Consider the following 17888-nt stretch of genomic DNA (forward strand, 5'->3'; position numbering starts at 1 on the left):
CCCCCTAGCTTAGCTAGGGGGCCACCTTTAACTCTGGTATCAGTCCAGGTAGTCGCGTAGCACCTGGCTACGTGAGGGGTGACGCAGCTTGCTCATGGTCTTAGATTCAATCTGGCGGATACGCTCACGGGTAACCCCGTAAACCTTACCGATCTCATCTAGGGTCTTGGGCTGGCCATCGGTTAGACCAAAGCGCATAGACACCACGCCAGCTTCACGCTCAGAGAGGGTATCAAGCACTGCGTGCAGCTGCTCTTGCAGCAGGGTGAAGGATACGGCGTCTGCGGGCACAACCGCCTCGGAGTCCTCAATCAGGTCACCGAATTCGCTGTCACCGTCTTCACCTAGCGGAGTGTGCAGCGAGATGGGTTCACGCCCATACTTTTGCACCTCAATGACCTTTTCTTCGGTCATGTCGAGCTCTACAGCCAGCTCAGCTGGGGTAGGTTCACGCCCTAGATCCTGCAGCATTTGGCGCTGCACGCGGGCCAGCTTGTTGATTACCTCAACCATGTGCACCGGGATACGGATGGTGCGGGCCTGGTCAGCCATGGCGCGGGTGATAGCCTGACGGATCCACCAGGTGGCGTAGGTGGAGAACTTGTAACCCTTGGTGTAGTCAAACTTTTCTACAGCGCGGATTAGACCTAGGTTACCTTCCTGGATCAGGTCCAAGAACAACATGCCGCGACCGGTGTAGCGCTTAGCTAGCGAAACCACTAGACGCAGGTTAGCTTCCAGCAGGTGGTTCTTGGCGCGCTGACCGTCTTGGGTAATCCAGTACAGTTCACGGCGGTATTTGCTGGTCAGCTCAGCGGATTTGTCGGCCAGGATGTGCTCAGCGTAGAGGCCAGCCTCAATACGCTTGGCTAGCTCCACCTCTTGGACGGCGTTAAGTAGGGCAACTTTACCGATCTGCTTGAGGTAGTCCTTAACCGGGTCGGCGGTAGCACCAGCGGTAACTACCTTCTGTGCCGGCTCGTCACCCTCATCAGAGTCGTTAACGGTGTAGCCCTTTTTCTCTTCCTTCTTAGAGCGCTTGCCCTTCTTCTTGGCGTTAGCCTTTTCGGCCTCTTCCTGACGCACACGCTCTAGGTCACCGGTTAGGGCAGCAATGGAGGGCTGCATCTTGATGCCCTTAATTACCCAGCCGCGAAATACCAGGCCGTTTTGGGTCAGGAAGTCACGGGCTACCATGGGGGCTGAGCCCTTGTAGATGAAGCGCGGTACCGGGCCGTGACCATAGGGAGCCAGGGTGATGGGCTCTTCCAGGGTGCCGTCACCAACGATCTCCAGATCCTTAACCACAGTGTGCGAGCGCACAAACAGGGTGGAGCCGGGGGCTAGGCGGATGTCTTTGAAAGCGGCAGGAGTGTTGAACGGTGACTTTTTAGAGCCGTCACCATTGTTTTCCAGATTTACATCCAGGTAGTAGTCACGCTTTTCAGGAGCGGGAGCCGGCGCGGGCTCGGCATCGTAGTCGTCGCTCTCCTCATCGGCATCCTCGTCAGAGTCCTGCTCAGAATCTTCCTCGAAGTCCTCGTCTACCAGGTCTTCTTCAAGGGATTCGTCGTATTCCTCATCCTCCGGGTCGAATTCCAGTTCAGCATCAACCGGCTTGCGACTAGCTTTATTGGGAGCCACGGACATCCTTTCGCGCACCAAAACATCGACAATAGGGGCAATTTTGCCACTATCTTGGGGTACAACCCCGCTAGTTTAGCTTTTATTCCCGCCGTTTCCTATTTTGGTTACGCAATGTGCCAACATTAGTTGAGCTTAGTGGTGTAGGTGACCACCGGGCAGGGAGCTTCAAGTAGCAGGCGCTGGGCGTTAGGACCTATATTCATACCGCCGCAATGTGAGCGGTGAGCCAAACCAATCACCAGGTAGGAGGCGTGGTTTTCGCGGGCAGCTTCCAATACATAGTCACTTACATCCTTGCCGCGTGGGCATAGCTGTACCGCATATTCCAGATTTTCCTGCCCCAGTGCATCATGGAGCACTTCCATCACCTGGTTATCTACAGCCTGATCGTCACCGCGATGCTTTTGGGCATATACGCATAGAAGCTTTTCATCTAAGCGCTTAGCTAAATTCACTGCTTCCACTAAGGCAGCGCGCGATTCCACAGTACCGTGATAGCTCATGATGACAGCCATTTTTTTGCACCTCGTTTTGTATTAGCCCTAGTCAGAGACTGTTTGACCATTCATTCAGCCTACTCACAAACCAGACGCATTACCACAAATGTGACTGATCGCCTATTGTGTAGCTATGAGCGATCTGCCAGCACACCTAGCTAATCTCCGCCCCCATTTTGATGCTCAGGTCTGTGCACATCTTGGTGATTATGCTGATTCGTGGCGTAACACGCCAGCACTAGATGAAGTTTTTACCATACTGTCCAGCGCTCTGGCAGGCGGTAAACGTATGCGCGCCATTTTGGGAGCTATTGGCTACGCCTACGCCAGTGAGTTTGGGGCTTACAAACTGGCTTTAACTTCACCCCAAGCAGCAGCGCTGGGAGTGGGTCTAGAGTTTTATCAGGCTAGTGCCCTAGTTCACGACGACGTCATTGACCACGCCCTGACCCGACGCGGCCAAGTTGCCACTCACGTGGCCTTTTCTAAGCTACATGGAGCTAATGGTTGGCGTGGTAGCGACAGTAATTTTGGGCAGGCTGCAGCGATTTTGGCGGGCGACGCCCTACTAGCCTGGGGTGGCGATTTGGTCACACAGGCAAGTGAGGTAACTGGAAACTACGGCGCTGTTAATGCTTTTAACCACATGTGTGCGGAAGTGGCGCTAGGCCAGTACCTAGATGTACGCAACGAAAACCTGCCACTTAACGGATCTGACGGCGAGCAAATGGTGGCCCAGTCGCTAGCGGTTATTAAACACAAGTCAGCCCGTTACTCGGTGGCCTGCCCGCTAATCATTGGCGCGCTACTAGCGGGCGCCGCCCCAGCTAGCCCGACTGTAAAAGCCCTAGAAACTTATGGTGAAAATGTGGGGGCCGCCTTCCAGCTACGTGACGATGAGCTGGGCGTATTCGGCTCCTCTAAAGTCACCGGCAAGCCCGTTGGTGACGATATTCGTGAAGGCAAACGTACCGTCTTGGTAGGGCTGACCTGGCAGCTAGCGGGAGCTAACGGCCGCGCCCTACTAAGCGACGTCGTCGGCAACCCGGACGCATCTGAGACGCAAATCGCAGCCGTAGCGGATCTAATGAAGGACTGCGGGGCCTACGAAAAGCACGAACAACTTATCAACGACTACTTAAAGCGCGGTTTGGCTTGCCTTAGCCACGATGCTCTGGGGGCCTCAATTATTGCTGATTTGCAGGTCTTAGCTCAGGTTTTAACCATTCGCCAAGCTTAAATTCATTAATTTCCCAGCTATAGACCATGCATAGAATTTGTTAACCCCATAGACTAGGGCACGTGAGTAAAGATTCCGTTTTAGGCCAGGTTCTAGATGAGCGCTATGAGGTGCGCGAACGCTTGGCACAGGGCGGAATGGCTGTCGTCTATCGCGGTTATGACCACCGCCTAGGGCGCGAGGTAGCCATTAAGGTTATGCACTCGCACCTGGCCGACAATGAAGCTTTCGTTTCACGTTTTAAGCGTGAAGCCCATTCGGCCGCGCAGCTATCGGATGCGGGAATTGTTGCCGTCTATGACCAAGGCAAAACCCCTTCCGGACGCCCGTACCTGGTGATGGAACTGATCGATGGCATTACCATGCGTAAGTTCATCGCCACTCGTGGCTACACGCTTGGACGCGCCATTGAGCTAACCAAGCAGCTACTTTCCTCCCTGGAAACCGCCCACCGCATCGGCATTATCCACCGCGATATTAAGCCTGAAAACGTACTGCTACCCAAGAACGGTAAAACCGCTAAGGTGGCAGACTTTGGTCTAGCCCGCGCCGCCGACGCCGTTACCGCCACCGCTACCGGCACGGTTATGGGGACCGTAGCCTACATGTCCCCTGAGCTGGTGCGTACCGGTAAGGCCGGCACTAGCGCCGACATATTTGCGGTAGGCGTTACCTTCTATGAGCTACTAACTGGTACGCAGCCTTTTACGGCTGACACCCCAGTACAGGTAGCTTTACTCAACGTAAATGAGCCCATTCCGGCTCCCTCCAAGCTGGTGCCTTGGCTACCACCGCAGATCGACGAGATTGTCAGCGCGCTAACCAACCATGATTTAAATATTCGCCCCGCCAACGCCACTAAGGCTTTGGAGCTGGTTGAGCGTTTAGTGGCTACCATTCCGGCCAATGTGCTCAAGCACGATTTGGATTCTGAAGAAAGCCACACTCTGGTAGACCCCATGCCGGTCTCTAGCCAGCACGTAGCCGGGGTAAATGTGGGGCCAAACCAGCCCGGTGCACCGGTTACCTCCAAGTCGGCTTATTCTGCCGCCTCAGCTCCCTCCAACTTCTCTGCTACCAGCGGTAACAGCGGGCAGTACAGCACCCCCAGCTACTACTCCACCCCCACCTACCAGCCTCAGATGCCCGCTATGGCTGATACTGGCTGGCAGCAAAGCTATAGCGACGACGACGATGAGGGCCTGCGTCGACGTGGCCTGCTGGTTGGTATCCCTACCGCACTGGCACTGGCCGGACTGGCTGGAATTGGCGCCTACATTTTGGCTAGCCCCGATAAACCCTCACAGGTTTCAATTCCTGACGTAACCGGTAAAACCCAAGACGATGCAGTAACCGCCCTAGACGATGTAGGGCTAAAAGCCGCCGGTATTTCAGCTAGCTCTAGCACCGTACCCAAGGGCCAAGTAATTAGCCAGCAGCCTACTGCCGGTACTACCGCCAAAACCGGTGATACGGTCACCCTAACCATTTCTAGCGGCAGCTAGGGCAGCCAGGCTGTGGGTTTTTGGCGCGCTGGCGCCAAAAACCCACCCTGCACCAAAGCGTTGAGCCCACGGCAAGCCGTGGGCTCAAAACTTTAGGTGGCTTTAGCTACGCAGCATTTCTGCCACTTCAAAGGCAATCTCTAGGGACTGCTGGTGGTTTAGGCGCGGATCAACCAGGGTTTCGTAGCGCTGGGCTAAGTCAGCTTCAGCGATATGCTCACCGCCGCCTAAAACTTCAGTGACATCATCGCCGGTCAGCTCTACGTGTATACCCCCAGGCACGGTCCCAACAGCGCGATGCACCTGGAAGAAACTGCGGGTTTCAGCCAAAATATCGGCAAAACGACGTGTCTTGTAACCATTTTCAGAAGTAATGGTGTTGCCGTGCATCGGATCGCAAATCCAGGTAACCGGACGCCCGTCAGCCTTAACCGCCTGGGCCAGGGCTGGCAGACGCTCCTCAATCAGGTCTGCCCCCATGCGGGTAATAAAGCTGATGCGCCCGCCTTCACCACTGGGGTTAAGCCTATCCATAAGCGCATAGAGCTCATCAGGGCTAGCGTCAGGACCGATCTTGACCCCAATAGGGTTACGCACACCCGAAAGCAGGGCCACATGGGCGCCGTCGATGTCACGGGTGCGTTCACCAATCCAAAGCATATGGGCACTGGTGTCGTAAGGGTCGCCGGTACGTGAATCTTCACGCGTCATAGCGTCTTCATAGTCAAGCAGCAGCGCCTCATGGGCGGAGTAGAAATCAACTTGGGTTAGCGCCCCAAAATCCACCCCAGCGGCTTTCATAAAGCGCATAGAGCGGTCCAACTCCCCCGCCATAGTGGCAAAACGCGCATAGGCCGGGTTTTCAGTAAAACCCCGGTTCCATGAGTGCACTTCGCTAAGTGAGGCATAGCCACCCATGGTGAAAGCACGAATCAGGTTCAGCGTAGTACCAGAGCGTAAATATGCATCCAGCATCCGCTTAGGATCTGGAACGCGGGCCGACTTAGTAAACTCATGGCCGTTAACGCAATCGCCGCGATAAACCGGCAAGGTTACCCCGTTGCGAGTTTCAGTATCAGCAGAGCGCGGCTTAGCGTATTGGCCCGCCATACGCCCAATTTTCACCACCGGCATGGAGGCCCCATAGGTAAGCACAATCGCCATCTGCAAAATGGTTTGTACCTTTAAACGAATAGTGGTGGCGTCGCCCTTCTCAAACGACTCCGCACAGTCGCCACCCATCAACACGAAGGCTTCACCCTGGCCAGCACGCTCCATATCAGCCCGTAAAGAATCAGCTTCACCGGCAAACACTAGCGGCGGACGACGTCGTAGATCGTTAACCACGTCAGCTAACTGCTGGGGATCGGGATAGGACGGTTGCTGAGCCGCCGGACACGAACGCCAATCAAAGTTACGCATAGGCCCAATCATAAGGGCAAAAAAGGTGGCCCCCACATAAACGTGGGGGCCACCTCAGTAGCGTTTAAGCTCAGTGCTCCACAGGAGCGTCAGAGGGCTCAACGTGCTGGCCGATGCCCTCCATCAGGCCCTTGAACCAGTCCTGGTCAATGTTGAAGGGCTTGCCACCGGCAATACGCGGGAAAGCAATGGCGGTTAGCACGTCACCGTTTTCCTCGTCCTGACCGATTACGCCAGGCTCGCCGCGCAGGGCGCACTCAACAGCTAGGTCGCACATGCTCTTGATCAGGTCTAGGTCTTCCTGGTGAGCAGCAGCTGCGCGAGAGTAGTAGCCCGACTTCTGGACCATAACCTTCTCGGCGCCAATGAGCTTGGCGAACTTCTTGGCGAACCACTGGCCGGGGTTGATGGTGTCTAGCTTGACGTGACCGAAGGGGTCACGCTGTACCTCTTCACCAGCAGCCTCTAGCTCGGCGATGATCTCAGGAACGCCAGCGCCCTCAGACAGGAAGATGTTGACGTTACCCTGCTCGTCCATGATGGCCTTTAGACGCTCAGCCTCAGCGGCGATGTCCAGCTTGACCTCGGGCAGGTAGACAGCGTGCACGTCCCAGCGCTCGCGGGTTAGGCCCAGGGAGGGAGCCCACTGCTTGGTGTCTAGCAGCTGACGGTAGCGTAGGGCGGTCTCGGCGGTTAGGTAACCACAGTTACGACCCATGCACTCGTGCACGATCAGCATGCGGGGGTTGGAGCGGTGCTCACCGATTACGTTGAAGGCGAAGTTGGCGCCCTCGTCAGCAGCGGTCCAGGCACCCAGGGACTGACGGATCGGCACTACGTCATTGTCAATGGTCTTGGGCAGGCCCACTACGGTTAGCTCGTAGTTGTGCTCGTGTAGGTAGGCGGCTAGGTCAGCAGCGGTGGTGTTGGTGTCATCGCCACCGATGGTGTGTAGCACGTCCACGCCGTCCTTGCGTAGCTGCTCGGCAGCGAATGCCAGCGGGTCTACACCTTCGGCTACTAGACCACGCTCAACCAGGTTCTTGGCGTTGGTCAGCTTGACGCGAGAGTTACCAATGGGGGAACCACCGAAGTTGCGCAGCAGGCCAGCGTTCTTACGGGCCTCCTCGTCAATGACGATGTAGTTGCCGGTCAGCAGGCCGTGGTAGCCATACTGGTAAGCAATGATCTCAACCTCGGGAGCTACCTCGGTGTAACGCTCAATGAGGTCACCAACAGCGGCGGATAGGCAGGGGGCGAAACCGCCCGCGGTTAGAAGGGCGACGCGACGAACCGACATCGAGAACCTTTCAATTGTGGGTGTACATGGCCTGCGGCCACAGATTTCTTTACCAGTGTACTCGCTCACCTTTGTTGGTGCACGAGTCAAAGGGACTAACGGGACTACTTAGCTGAGTCTTCCTCACCTTGGGCGGATGACTCCTCAACTTCAGCTGGCGGCTGGGGCACACTAGTCAGTGGGGCTTGGCGGCCACCGGGGGCCTGTACCGGCATAGCCAGCGGGTTGGCCTCAGCCTGGGCGGCCAGCATTTTCTCTACCACTTCAGCGGCGCTGAGCTTGTCAGCATCCATCATTTTCTTTACGTCTGCAGCGTATAGGTCAACGTATTCCTGGCCTGAGAGAGCCATTAGGGAATACATGATTTCATCGGTGATAGAACGTAAAACAAAGCGGTCGTTTTCTAGACCCTGGTAACGGCTAAAGTCTAGGGGCTGGCCAATAACCACCCCAATACGGTGCAAACGCGGCACTACCTGGCCGATCGGCTGGGCAATATTGGTGCCGATCATGGCCACCGGCAGCACCGGGGCGCCGGTGGCTAGTGCCACGCGGGCCACACCGGTTTTACCACGGTAGAGGCGTCCGTCAGGGCTGCGGGTACCTTCAGGGTAAATACCGAAAAGCTCACCGGAGTTTAGCCGGTCAATACCGGCTTGCAGAGCCGCCATCGAATATTTGCCGCCGCGACGGTCCACCGGGATGGTGCCCACGGAGGTCATAAACTTTTTCACGCCCCAGCCTTTAAGGCCTTTACCGGTGAAATAGTCTGATTTACCAATGAACGCCACCTCGCGCTCAATCATCAGCGGCAGGAAGAAAGAGTCGATAACCGCCAGGTGGTTGGAAGCTAGGATAGCCGGACCTTCAACAGGAATATGTTCTTCACCACGAATCCAGGGTTGATACATCATGTGGATGGCCGGTCCAGCCGTCGCCTTAATCGCACGGTATCCCATGGAACCTCCCGAAACTCATTAGTGAACTGGCGCCTAGCGCGGCTGGGCGCGTGTGGAGACAAGTACTACATTGATATTACAGTTTCGACTGTGTCCACTGTAGCTAAAGCGCCCAATCCTGACCCTAATTACCCTCACCAGGCTAGCTTGCTGCAAATGGGCACACCCTTAGAGCAAGTAACTTTCGTGGTGGTGGACTTAGAAACCACCGGCGCACAGCCTGGGCCTGACGCTATAACCGAGTTTGGGGCGGTGCGCGTATGCGGGGGCGAGATACTTGATGAGTTTGGTTCTTTAGCTAATCCGGGTACGGCTGTGCCCGCCTACATCACCATGCTCACCGGCATCACCACCTCCATGGTGGCTAGCGCCCCGCCACTAGAAGAAGTGCTGGGCGACTTTATGAGCTGGGCGCGCCTAGACGAGCCTGACACAGTGATTGTGGCCCACAATGCGCGCTTTGATGTTAGCCATCTACGCAGCGCAGCAGGAGCTTTTGGATTTGATTGGCCCTCGGTGCGGGTGCTGGATACTTTAAAACTGACGCGTAAGGCGTGGAGTCGCAATGATGTGGCCAACCATAAGCTGAGTACTTTGGCCCGGTTTGTGGGCGCACAAACTACCCCTACTCACCGCGCTCTCGACGACGCCCGCGCCACTGTGGATGTGCTTTATGCGGCCCTAGAGAAAGTGGCCCTGCAGGGGCTAACCCATATGGAGGACCTAACTAGCGCCTGCGATCCGGTTCCCGCCTCACGACGCGCTAAGGCAGCCATGGCCGCCGATCTGCCGCAAGCCCCCGGCGTGTATCGTTTCTATTCTCCCGGTGACCAGGTGCTTTATGTGGGTAGCGCCACGAATTTACGTCAGCGTGTGCGTTCATATTTCACCGCTTCAGAATCGCGTGGGCATATTGCCACCATGCTAGATGTGGCTGACCGGGTTGAGTATGACCGCTACCCCACCCTGATTGAGGCGCGGGTGCAAGAGCTGCGCCAAATTAGTTTCTATGACCCGCCTGCTAACCGCCGTTCACGTAAACATGCCACTAAAGCCTGGTTGAAGCTAACTGCCGGGCCGCGCCCGCGCCTGTCGATTGTTAGCTACGTTGACTACGAGCAGCTAAGTAAAGGTGGGGTAATTGGTCCCTATTCTTCACGGCGTAGTGCTAATGCAGCCCGGGTGGCGATTGAGGAAGTTTTTGCCCTAGATAGGGTGGGCGATAAGGGCATTAGTGACACTGTCAGCGATGAGGACTACCCCGCCCTAGCTGATTTGGCCTACCAGGCTCTTAGCGATAATGCCACTTTGGTGGTGGATCCGCTGATGCAGCGTATTCAGACGCTAGCTCAAGCCCAGCGCTATGAGGACGCCGGGGTGATCACTAAACGTTTGCAAGCTTATGTGCGTGGCCTGGAGCGAGTGCAACGTCTGCGCCCGCTGTTTACCTGCCCTTATTTGGTTTCGGCACGACGACGCAGCCTAGGTGGCTGGGAATTTGTGGCTATCAGCCACGGGCAGCTACTGGGCTCTGCGGTAAGCCCCAGCGGTGTCTACCCCTTAGATGTTTTAGCCGAGTTTGAAGCATTTTTAAGCCCCATCGCCCCGCCAGAGCGGATCATGGGCACGCTTATGCTCGAAGAAGCCAACCTATTGGCTGACTGGGCGCTAGATGAGGGGGCTAGGCTAGTGAGTTTGGATCCGCAAGCGAATATATCGTGGCCGATTGATTCGCCAGCGCGGCATGCCAAACTACTAGCCCACACCTAAATTACTTAGCTAGCTGCTTGCGCATTGCCTGCGCCACGGCATGAGCTACCGCTACCGGGTCTAGCGGACGCGACACTACGGCGTCGGCATGAGCCCATGCAGAAAGCCAACCATCCTGGGGGCGCGCCGTGAGCATAACTACTGCTGGACGCGAGTCCATTTCGGTAAGGAGTTCGTGAGCTAAACCCATACCGCCGAACTTTTTGACTTCGCTGTCAAACACTAAAGCAGCAAAGCGGTTGGGGTTTTCTTTCAGGGCTAGGCGCACAGCTTCAGCGGTGGCGCACTCAAACCAAGTTACTCGCGGTAGGCCTTTATCTGGGCGGCGTCCTACTGCCTCGATCACCTGCTGGCGAGTATCTGAGTCATCTGAAAACACCAGCAGTTCCACGCTGTCTGATTCAGGCGCTGAAGTCATGTTTTCCTCCTGAGTGGCGGCGCCGCAGGGACGCACACAAATGTTCGCGTTAAGTGTATCTTTCACACCTGCGCTAACCAATTTGTGGCTACACTAGAGCCAAGCGATTTTTAGGACAAAAGCCCTAAACTGCATTCTCTAGTTTTTCAGGAGTCTACATGGCCATCTACACCCTGCCTGAGTTGCCCTATGACTACGCCGCTTTGGAGCCGCACATCTCCGGGCGCATCATGGAGCTACACCACGACAAGCACCACGCCGCCTATGTAGCTGGCGCTAACAGCGCCCTAGAGGCCCTGGCCGCCGCCCGCGAAGAAGGCAACCTCGGCGCCATTAACCTGTGGGAAAAGAACCTGGCTTTCAACCTGGGTGGGCACACTAACCACACCATTTTCTGGAACAACCTCTCCCCCAATGGCGGCGGTGAGCCTGAGGGCGAGCTAGCTGAAGCCATCAAGGACTCTTTCGGTTCCTTCGAAAAGTTCCGTGCTCACTTCACCGCCACTGCACTGGGTATTCAGGGCAGCGGCTGGGCCGTACTGGCTTATGACTCCATCTCTGGCAAGCTAGTCATCTTCCAGCTGTTTGACCAGCAGGCCAATGTGCCCGTGGGCACCGTACCGCTGTTCATGGTGGACATGTGGGAGCACGCCTTCTACCTGGACTACCTCAACGTCAAGGCTGACTACGTCAAGGCCATCTGGAACATCGCCAACTGGGACGATGTAGCCAAGCGTCTAGACAACGCCGTAGCTAACGCCAAGCAGCTGATCCTGGGCTGAAACCACAAAGCTGAACTAGCAAGCTAAAACGAGCACCTAGTAAAACGAGGGGGGCGGCTACCAACCGGTAGCCGCCCCCCTCATCGTTTGTTGCCAATAAGCTGCTTGGGCTGCCTAAATGCTGGTTTTAGGCAGCCCAAGCCCTAGCACAGGCCCATACTTATAGGGCCTTACTTGGCAGAAATTAGACCTTATTTGGCAGCAATGTCGAATACGTAAACTGCCGCAGGCGTGGTCTGTCCACCCTGGCCGTTGGCCTGAGGCGGCAGAATGATTACCACGCGGCTACCAATCGGAATACCAGACAGGTCCACCAACTGCTTAACCTGGGATACTGACATTTGCACCGGCTGCGGCGAGGACTCAGTCCAGGTAGAACGCTTGTTGCCATCCCAGGTGGCCATCGCCATGTAACCCAGGGCTGTGTCGGTGTCGGTGAGCTTTTCGCCGTTACCGCTAGCTAGCGTGATCAGCTTGGCGGAGGTGGGGGCGCTAATGCCAGCCTTAATAGTGATCGAGGGGGCCTGGCCCAGCTTACCGGTGACGGTAATGCCGTTCTTTTCCAGCTCTTCAGTGGCGCCCTCAACCAGGGTGGCATCCTTAGAAGCAGCCGCAATCTGCGCCGTCGACAAAGCATCAGTTAGTTCCACGTAGAACACCAACGTACCAGCCGGGGCCTGCGGATTAGCGGGCTTGTCACCGTAGGCGAGCTTGCCAGGAATGGAAATCTCAAGCACGTCGCCAACCTTGTGTCCCAACAAGCCACAGCGCCAACCGTCAATAACGCCGTTAAGGCTAAAGCGGGTAGCTGAGCCGCGCTCGAAGGAGCTGTCGAAAGTAGTAGCAGAATCCCACTTCCAACCCGAGTATTTAGCGGCCACATTAGAGTCCGCAGCTACCGCAGCCCCACTGCCGGCCTTAATGGTCTTAACCGTTAGGTTAGTGGGAGCCTTAGCGCCCTTAACCCAGGTAATAGCCGGGGCCTTGTTAGAGCCGGGCTGACCAATGGTAGGTAGCGACTTAGAGTCGGTATCAATCTTTAGCTTAGAGCAGTCAACTTTTTGCTGCTGAGTAGCGGCGCTAGTAGGCGTGGCAGCGGCCTTAGCGGACTTTTTGCCATCACCGGAGCAACCAGCTAGTCCCAAGCTGGCAGCCAGCAACAGCGCCACTGCGGCGGTTAGAGATCGACGCACAAGATTTCCTTTACTTTTTTGTTTACTATCGCACTATACCCCCGCCATCAGCTGCGATGACGAGGGTATAGCGGGTGGTTTTAGTGGAAGGACTCGCCGCAGGCGCACGAACCAACCGCGTTGGGGTTGTCAATCGTGAAGCCCTGCTTCTCAATGGTGTCAGCGAAGTCGATAGTGGCGCCGTTGAGGTAAGGAATGCTCATACGGTCCACGATTACCTCAACCTGCTTGCCTTCTTCACCAAAGGCGCGAATGGCGTCGCCGTCTAGCACACGCTCGTCGAAGTAAAGCTGGTAGACCAGACCCGAGCAACCTCCGGGCTGTACACCTACGCGCAGACGCAGGTCGTCACGGCCCTCCTGCTCCAGTAGGCTAGCCACCTTAGCGGCGGCAACATCGGTCAGCATAACCTCATGGGTGGCCACCTCGTTGGTGGTTTGGCTCATTGCTACTCCTTGATTGTTTGTCTCTTGCGCTCGGGTCTTAACCCAGGCGGTTAAACATCAGATATGCCTATGCTATTCCCGCTAGGGCTACCTAAGTGCACTGGCAGGGGCTAGCAGCGAAAATATAGGCGTGATTTAGGCCAAGGTGACTAGTTCTAGGTAGTCCTCACTCCACAGATCTTCGTCACCGTCTGGCAGCAGCAGTACTCGGTCAGGGTTGAGGGCTTCTACGGCCCCCTCATCGTGGGTTACTAGCACTACCGCGCCTTTATATGTGCCCAATGCTCGCAAAATTTCTTCACGGCTAGCCGGGTCTAGGTTGTTGGTGGGCTCATCTAGTAGCAGCACATTGGCTGAGCTGGTAACTAGTAGGGCCAAGGCCAGACGGGTTTTTTCGCCGCCCGAAAGCACTCCGGCACTCTTATCGGCGTCAGCCCCAGAGAAGAGGAATGAGCCCAAAATGTTGCGGATCTCAGTGTCATCTAGATCCGGGGCAGCTGAGCGTAGATTTTCGGCAACTGTGCGGGTGTTGTCGATGGTTTCGTGTTCCTGGGCGTAATAGCCCAGTTTAAGGCCGTGGCCATCAATTACCTTGCCTGAGTCGGGCTGCTCAATCCCAGACAGTAGCCGCAGCAGCGTGGTTTTACCGGCGCCGTTTAGCCCCAGCACCACTACGCGCGAGCCCCTATCGATAGCTAGGTCCACGCCGGAGAAAACTTCCAGCGAGCCGTAGGCTTTACTCAGCCCCTGCGCCCGCAATGGGGTCTTACCTGAGGGAGCCGGGTCTGGGAAGCGCAGGTGGGCGACTTTTTCAACGGTTGCTTCGGTTTCAATGCTGGCTAGTAGCTGTTCTGCGCGACGCAGCATTTGTTGGGCGGCCACAGCTTTGGTGGCCTTGGCCCGCATTTTTTCGCCTTGGGCGCGTAAGGCTTCGGCCTTCTTTTCTGCGTTTAGGCGTTCACGACGGCGCCTGGCTTCGTCGTCGGCACGTTGCTTTAGGTAGGCATCCCAGCCCATGTGGTAGATGTCGAGCACGCCTCGGTTGGCGTCTAGATACATCACTTGGTTCACGGTGTCGCGAATTAGGTCTACATCGTGGCTGATAACAATGTATCCGCCCGGGTAGGTGCGCAGGTGGTCGCGTAGCCACAGCACTGAGTCGTGGTCTAGGTGGTTGGTGGGCTCATCTAGTAGCAGCGTGTCGGGTTTTTGAAATAGCACCCGGGCTAGTTCTACACGACGGCGCTGACCACCTGAGAGGGTACCGATGGGCTGGTCTAGCACTCGCTCAGGTAGGCCCAAGGCGGCAGCGATGCGGGCAGCTTCACTGGCGGCGGCGTATCCGCCGGACATAGTAAATTCGTGATCTAGCCGGGTGTACCTATCTAATGCTTTAGCTTGGGCGTCACCACTGGTGGTGGCGATTTTTTGTTCGGCTTTACGCAGGCGGCGCAGCAGCCCATCAATGTCGCGGGCAGAGAGGATACGGTCACGGGCGATTTGCTCTAAGTCACCTACCTTGGTGTCCTGGGGCAGGTAACCCACTGAGCCGCCAGCATGGATAGTGCCTTCATACTCGACAGCCTCAAGTGAGTGGTGCACATCGGCGTCGATGGCTGCGGAAGCAGATTTAGCTACGGAAGCTGAGGCAATCAGCTTGGTCATAGTGGTTTTACCAGCGCCATTACGCCCCACTAAACCAATATGCATACCTTTATCAACTCGAAAACTAGCCCCACTGACAAGTTGGCGGGCACCAATACGCATAACTAGGTTTTGGACGTTGATCACCCCCTAATGCTACTAGTCCCACCACAGCCACCAGCCTTGGGTGCCTGTGGCGTCCATTTCACGCCAGATAATTTCATCCGGCATGGCGCCATCGAGCCCTAATTCGCCCTGCAAATAAGCCCATAGTCCTTGGCATTGACAGCTGGGAGTGTGGAAAGTGTCTACCTGCCAGGGACCACGCTCGTCTTGGGCAATAAAAATGCCATCAACACTTAAACGCTCATCGCTGCGGGAGGGGCCAATTAAATAGCCTTGCAGCCAAATATCGCCTTCGCTGCCCGCACACGCACGCAGCAATGAGCCTAGCTCAGGGGCGCGGTTTTGCCGGTCTTTTAACGCTAAGGTGGGTAGCAGGCGCAAAGCTAGCCGGGCTTGGATGTAGTCAATACGGGCTAGGGGGACGTAATCGGCATTAGTCCCATCCCAGATGTGCCCACCGTCAGCTGGAGTGCTCAGACAACGCGGGCGAGCTAAGCCAAATAATTCATAGAGCGCACTAAACACTGTCCAACCATTGGGCATGTATTTCAGTTCTTGATCTACAGCTGTCGGTATGAGTGCAGCTAGAGCACACATTTTCACTACTCCTCAAATCGGTTTTGTTAGCACATAGCTCTTTGTGTTTGCTGGGCTATGTCTGAAGCGCTAAGCAACTTCAATGTTGCAAGCGTGCGCTTTGATAGCTAGCCGCTACCACCAGGCTGAGGACAAGGTGCGCTTCGAGAAAAAAGTTATTCACCTGTGGTGAAAAAAACTTTCCTAATTTAGGGTTTGTCAAGCGTTGAATATCTGCACGCTATGCGATTATTCTCAACTGTTGCGCACTGCGCATAATGTGTCCACCCCGGAAGGAGCCAATGCGGTGGCTACCACCACTAGTACGCCTCAGGCGATTCTCGATGCCGTAGGCGGCGCCGAGAACATTACCCACCTAACCCACTGCGCTACGCGTCTGCGTTTCGAACTCAAGGATGCCTCTGTCGTTGACAAGGCTACCGTTGAGAAGATCCCGGGCGTTATGGGTGCGGTCCCCCAGTCTGGTGACCGCTACCAGATCATCATTGGCGGTGCGGTTCAGAGTGTCTACAACGACATTATGAAGCTACCCGCCATGGCTGGCGGCGCTTCTTCTAGCGCTAAGTCTGACGCTGACATCAAGGCTGCTGCTCGCGCCAAGGCTCGCGGCAAGAATGCCTACGTAGACGCGTTCTTCGAGTACCTATCTGACGCTTTCCGTCCACTGCTACCGGTGCTGCTGGGTGCCTCGCTGATCCTGGCCCTGATCGCGGTACTGGAAGCTTTTGGTGTAGTAGACACCCACGCCAAGGTTCTACCCTCATGGCTAGTGTTCACCAACACCATGTGGCGCTCGGTGTTCTACTTCCTGCCCGCCATGGTGGCCTACAACGCCGCTAAGAAGCTGGACATTGACCCCTGGGTAGGTGCGGCTGTTGTTCTAGCTCTGCTCACCCCTGAGTACACCAGCCTCAAGACTCTAAAGGAAACCCACTGCATTAAGAGCTCTGTGGGCTCCGACCTGTGCACCACCGATATCTTCGGTCTACCCATGAAGTGGTCGGACTACGGCGGCCAGGTGTTCCTGCCGCTAATCATGGTGCCGATCCTGGCCCTGGTTTACCGTGGCCTGAAGAAGGTCATCCCGGCCAACGTACAGATGGTGTTCGTACCGTTCTTCTCCTTCCTGGTGATGATCCCGGTTTCAGCCTTCCTGATTGGCCCCTTCTCACTGTGGCTAGGTAACAGCATTGGTTCAGGCCTGTCTTGGCTCAACACCACGGCCCCGATCGTCTTCGCTATCTTCATTCCGCTGCTGTACCCGTTCCTGGTGCCGCTGGGTCTGCACTGGCCGCTTAACGCTCTGCAGCTGGCCAACATCGCTGGCCCTGCCCACGCTGACTTCATTCAGGGCCCCATGGGTACCTGGAACTTCGCCTGCTTCGGCGCCACCCTGGGTGTACTCATCCTGACCCTGCGCAACGGCGACAAGGAACTGCGTCAGACTGCTTCTGGTGCTCTGGCCGCCGGTCTGTTCGGTGGTATTTCCGAGCCCTCCCTCTACGGTATTCACCTACGCTTCAAGCGCATCTACCCGCTGATGCTGACCGGTTGTGCCGCTGGTGGTCTGACCATTGGTGTAATCTCCTGGATCTCCGGTTCGCCTGTGCTGACCGGTACCTTCGTATTCACCTCGCTGCTGACCATCCCGGTCTTCCACCCCACCGTTACCTACGCGATCTCCATCGCTGTGGCCTTCTTCGTCTCTGCCTTCATGGTTGTCACCTTCGGCTACCAGAGCAAGGAAGAAAAGGAAGCCGCCGCCGCTGAGCAGCAGGAAGCCCCCGAGGCTGAAGCCGCTGCCCCGGCCGAGGCTGCCCCCAAGGCTGAGCTGGTTGCCGGCCAGGAAGTGGTTCTGACCGCTCCCCTAAACGGCACCGTGGTAGCTCTGGAAGACGTACCGGACCCGGTATTCTCCTCCGGCGCAGTAGGTAAGGGCGCTGGCATTGAGCCCAGCGACGGCGCCTCCATCAAGGTTGTGGCCCCCGCTGACGGTTCCGTAGTGGTTGCCCCCTCCTCCGGGCACGCCTACGGCCTGGCTCTGGACAACGGCCTGGAGATTCTGATTCACGTCGGTATCGACACCGTGAACCTCGCGGGCCAGGGCTTCGACGTCAAGGTTGCTAAGGGCGACCGCGTCAAGGCTGGCCAGACCCTGGTAGTAGTTGACCGCGCAGTTATCGAGGAAGCCGGCTACAAGCTGGTCACCCCGGTACTGGTCACCAACTACATGAACTTCGCTGAGGTTGAGGTTATCGCCTCCGGCGACATCGAGACCGGCGCTGACCTGGTCAAGGCCACCAAGTAAGGCCTATAAACAACAGCTAACCCCCTGGTCACGC

At 56.4% G+C, this 17888-nt stretch carries 15 protein-coding genes; 5 read left to right on the plus strand and 10 right to left on the minus strand.

Translation table 11 applies throughout. From position 1 onward, the window contains the following. Positions 1-39: 39 nt before the first annotated feature. Positions 40-1650, minus strand: coding sequence for an RNA polymerase sigma factor (locus HMPREF0045_RS10665; RefSeq protein ID WP_021603017.1), 1611 nt, complete (start codon positions 1648-1650; stop codon positions 40-42). A gap of 119 nt (positions 1651-1769) precedes the next feature. Continuing rightward, entirely contained in the window at positions 1770-2162 is a 393-nt protein-coding gene (locus tag HMPREF0045_RS03025; protein ID WP_005985395.1) for a universal stress protein, read from the minus strand. 115 nt (positions 2163-2277) lie between these two features. On the opposite strand from HMPREF0045_RS03025, the gene HMPREF0045_RS03030 reads away from it, so the two are divergent. Further along, positions 2278-3384, plus strand: coding sequence for a polyprenyl synthetase family protein (locus HMPREF0045_RS03030; protein ID WP_040315688.1), 1107 nt, complete (start codon positions 2278-2280; stop codon positions 3382-3384). A 62-nt stretch (positions 3385-3446) separates the two neighbouring features. Next, on the plus strand, positions 3447-4889 hold the full coding sequence (locus HMPREF0045_RS03035; protein WP_005985399.1) for a protein kinase domain-containing protein: 1443 nt from the start codon (positions 3447-3449) through the stop codon (positions 4887-4889). A gap of 102 nt (positions 4890-4991) precedes the next feature. Here the strand turns inward: HMPREF0045_RS03035 and HMPREF0045_RS03040 are convergent, their stop codons facing one another. The 3 genes from HMPREF0045_RS03040 to HMPREF0045_RS03050 all read right to left on the minus strand — a co-directional run bounded on the left by HMPREF0045_RS03040 (position 4992) and on the right by HMPREF0045_RS03050 (position 8570). Then, positions 4992-6311 (minus strand): class II 3-deoxy-7-phosphoheptulonate synthase, encoded by a 1320-nt coding sequence (locus tag HMPREF0045_RS03040; RefSeq protein ID WP_231196668.1) that lies wholly within the window; start codon positions 6309-6311, stop codon positions 4992-4994. 70 nt (positions 6312-6381) lie between these two features. Then, positions 6382-7611, minus strand: a complete 1230-nt coding sequence (locus HMPREF0045_RS03045; protein ID WP_005985403.1) for a pyrophosphate--fructose-6-phosphate 1-phosphotransferase — start codon at positions 7609-7611, stop codon at positions 6382-6384. 104 nt (positions 7612-7715) lie between these two features. Beyond that, positions 7716-8570 carry a lysophospholipid acyltransferase family protein gene (locus tag HMPREF0045_RS03050; RefSeq protein ID WP_005985404.1) on the minus strand — a complete coding sequence of 285 codons (855 nt, stop codon included), beginning with the start codon at positions 8568-8570 and terminating at the stop codon, positions 7716-7718. A 90-nt stretch (positions 8571-8660) separates the two neighbouring features. On the opposite strand from HMPREF0045_RS03050, the gene HMPREF0045_RS03055 reads away from it, so the two are divergent. Continuing rightward, positions 8661-10340, plus strand: a complete 1680-nt coding sequence (locus HMPREF0045_RS03055) for a DEDD exonuclease domain-containing protein (protein ID WP_269146527.1) — start codon at positions 8661-8663, stop codon at positions 10338-10340. 1 nt (position 10341) lies between these two features. Here the strand turns inward: HMPREF0045_RS03055 and HMPREF0045_RS03060 are convergent, their stop codons facing one another. After that, complete coding sequence (locus tag HMPREF0045_RS03060; RefSeq protein WP_005985408.1) at positions 10342-10758, minus strand: hypothetical protein; 417 nt, start codon at positions 10756-10758, stop codon at positions 10342-10344. Between the two features lie 158 nt (positions 10759-10916). On the opposite strand from HMPREF0045_RS03060, the gene HMPREF0045_RS03065 reads away from it, so the two are divergent. Continuing rightward, positions 10917-11540 carry a superoxide dismutase gene (locus tag HMPREF0045_RS03065; RefSeq protein ID WP_005985409.1) on the plus strand — a complete coding sequence of 208 codons (624 nt, stop codon included), beginning with the start codon at positions 10917-10919 and terminating at the stop codon, positions 11538-11540. 191 nt (positions 11541-11731) lie between these two features. On the opposite strand, the gene HMPREF0045_RS03070 is transcribed toward HMPREF0045_RS03065, so the two are convergent. From HMPREF0045_RS03070 to HMPREF0045_RS03085, 4 genes are all read right to left on the minus strand, one after another. Beyond that, entirely contained in the window at positions 11732-12733 is a 1002-nt protein-coding gene (locus tag HMPREF0045_RS03070; protein ID WP_005985411.1) for an FKBP-type peptidyl-prolyl cis-trans isomerase, read from the minus strand. An 80-nt stretch (positions 12734-12813) separates the two neighbouring features. Next, positions 12814-13179 (minus strand): HesB/IscA family protein, encoded by a 366-nt coding sequence (locus HMPREF0045_RS03075; protein WP_005985413.1) that lies wholly within the window; start codon positions 13177-13179, stop codon positions 12814-12816. A 135-nt stretch (positions 13180-13314) separates the two neighbouring features. Further along, on the minus strand, positions 13315-14970 hold the full coding sequence (locus HMPREF0045_RS03080) for an ABC-F family ATP-binding cassette domain-containing protein (RefSeq protein WP_005985416.1): 1656 nt from the start codon (positions 14968-14970) through the stop codon (positions 13315-13317). A 12-nt stretch (positions 14971-14982) separates the two neighbouring features. After that, positions 14983-15546, minus strand: coding sequence for a hypothetical protein (locus HMPREF0045_RS03085; RefSeq protein WP_005985418.1), 564 nt, complete (start codon positions 15544-15546; stop codon positions 14983-14985). Between the two features lie 286 nt (positions 15547-15832). Here HMPREF0045_RS03085 and HMPREF0045_RS03090 point away from each other — a divergent pair, with 286 nt between their 5' ends. Next, positions 15833-17854, plus strand: a complete 2022-nt coding sequence (locus HMPREF0045_RS03090) for a glucose PTS transporter subunit IIA (protein ID WP_005985421.1) — start codon at positions 15833-15835, stop codon at positions 17852-17854. The last annotated feature ends 34 nt before the right edge of the window (positions 17855-17888 follow it).

The organism is Actinomyces graevenitzii C83 (genome assembly GCF_000239695.1).
In the GTDB taxonomy this organism is placed as follows: domain Bacteria; phylum Actinomycetota; class Actinomycetes; order Actinomycetales; family Actinomycetaceae; genus Actinomyces; species Actinomyces graevenitzii.

Bases quoted from the DNA above. Each gene is read 5' to 3' on its own strand.
- HMPREF0045_RS10665 (WP_021603017.1), bottom strand. From the start codon at position 1,650: ATGTCCGTGGCTCCCAATAAAGCTAGTCGCAAGCCGGTTGATGCTGAA.
- HMPREF0045_RS03025 (WP_005985395.1), bottom strand. From the start codon at position 2,162: ATGGCTGTCATCATGAGCTATCACGGTACTGTGGAATCGCGCGCTGCC.
- HMPREF0045_RS03030 (WP_040315688.1), top strand. From the start codon at position 2,278: ATGAGCGATCTGCCAGCACACCTAGCTAATCTCCGCCCCCATTTTGAT.
- HMPREF0045_RS03040 (WP_231196668.1), bottom strand. From the start codon at position 6,311: ATGCGTAACTTTGATTGGCGTTCGTGTCCGGCGGCTCAGCAACCGTCC.
- HMPREF0045_RS03045 (WP_005985403.1), bottom strand. From the start codon at position 7,611: ATGTCGGTTCGTCGCGTCGCCCTTCTAACCGCGGGCGGTTTCGCCCCC.
- HMPREF0045_RS03050 (WP_005985404.1), bottom strand. From the start codon at position 8,570: ATGGGATACCGTGCGATTAAGGCGACGGCTGGACCGGCCATCCACATG.
- HMPREF0045_RS03060 (WP_005985408.1), bottom strand. From the start codon at position 10,758: ATGACTTCAGCGCCTGAATCAGACAGCGTGGAACTGCTGGTGTTTTCA.
- HMPREF0045_RS03065 (WP_005985409.1), top strand. From the start codon at position 10,917: ATGGCCATCTACACCCTGCCTGAGTTGCCCTATGACTACGCCGCTTTG.
- HMPREF0045_RS03075 (WP_005985413.1), bottom strand. From the start codon at position 13,179: ATGAGCCAAACCACCAACGAGGTGGCCACCCATGAGGTTATGCTGACC.
- HMPREF0045_RS03085 (WP_005985418.1), bottom strand. From the start codon at position 15,546: ATGTGTGCTCTAGCTGCACTCATACCGACAGCTGTAGATCAAGAACTG.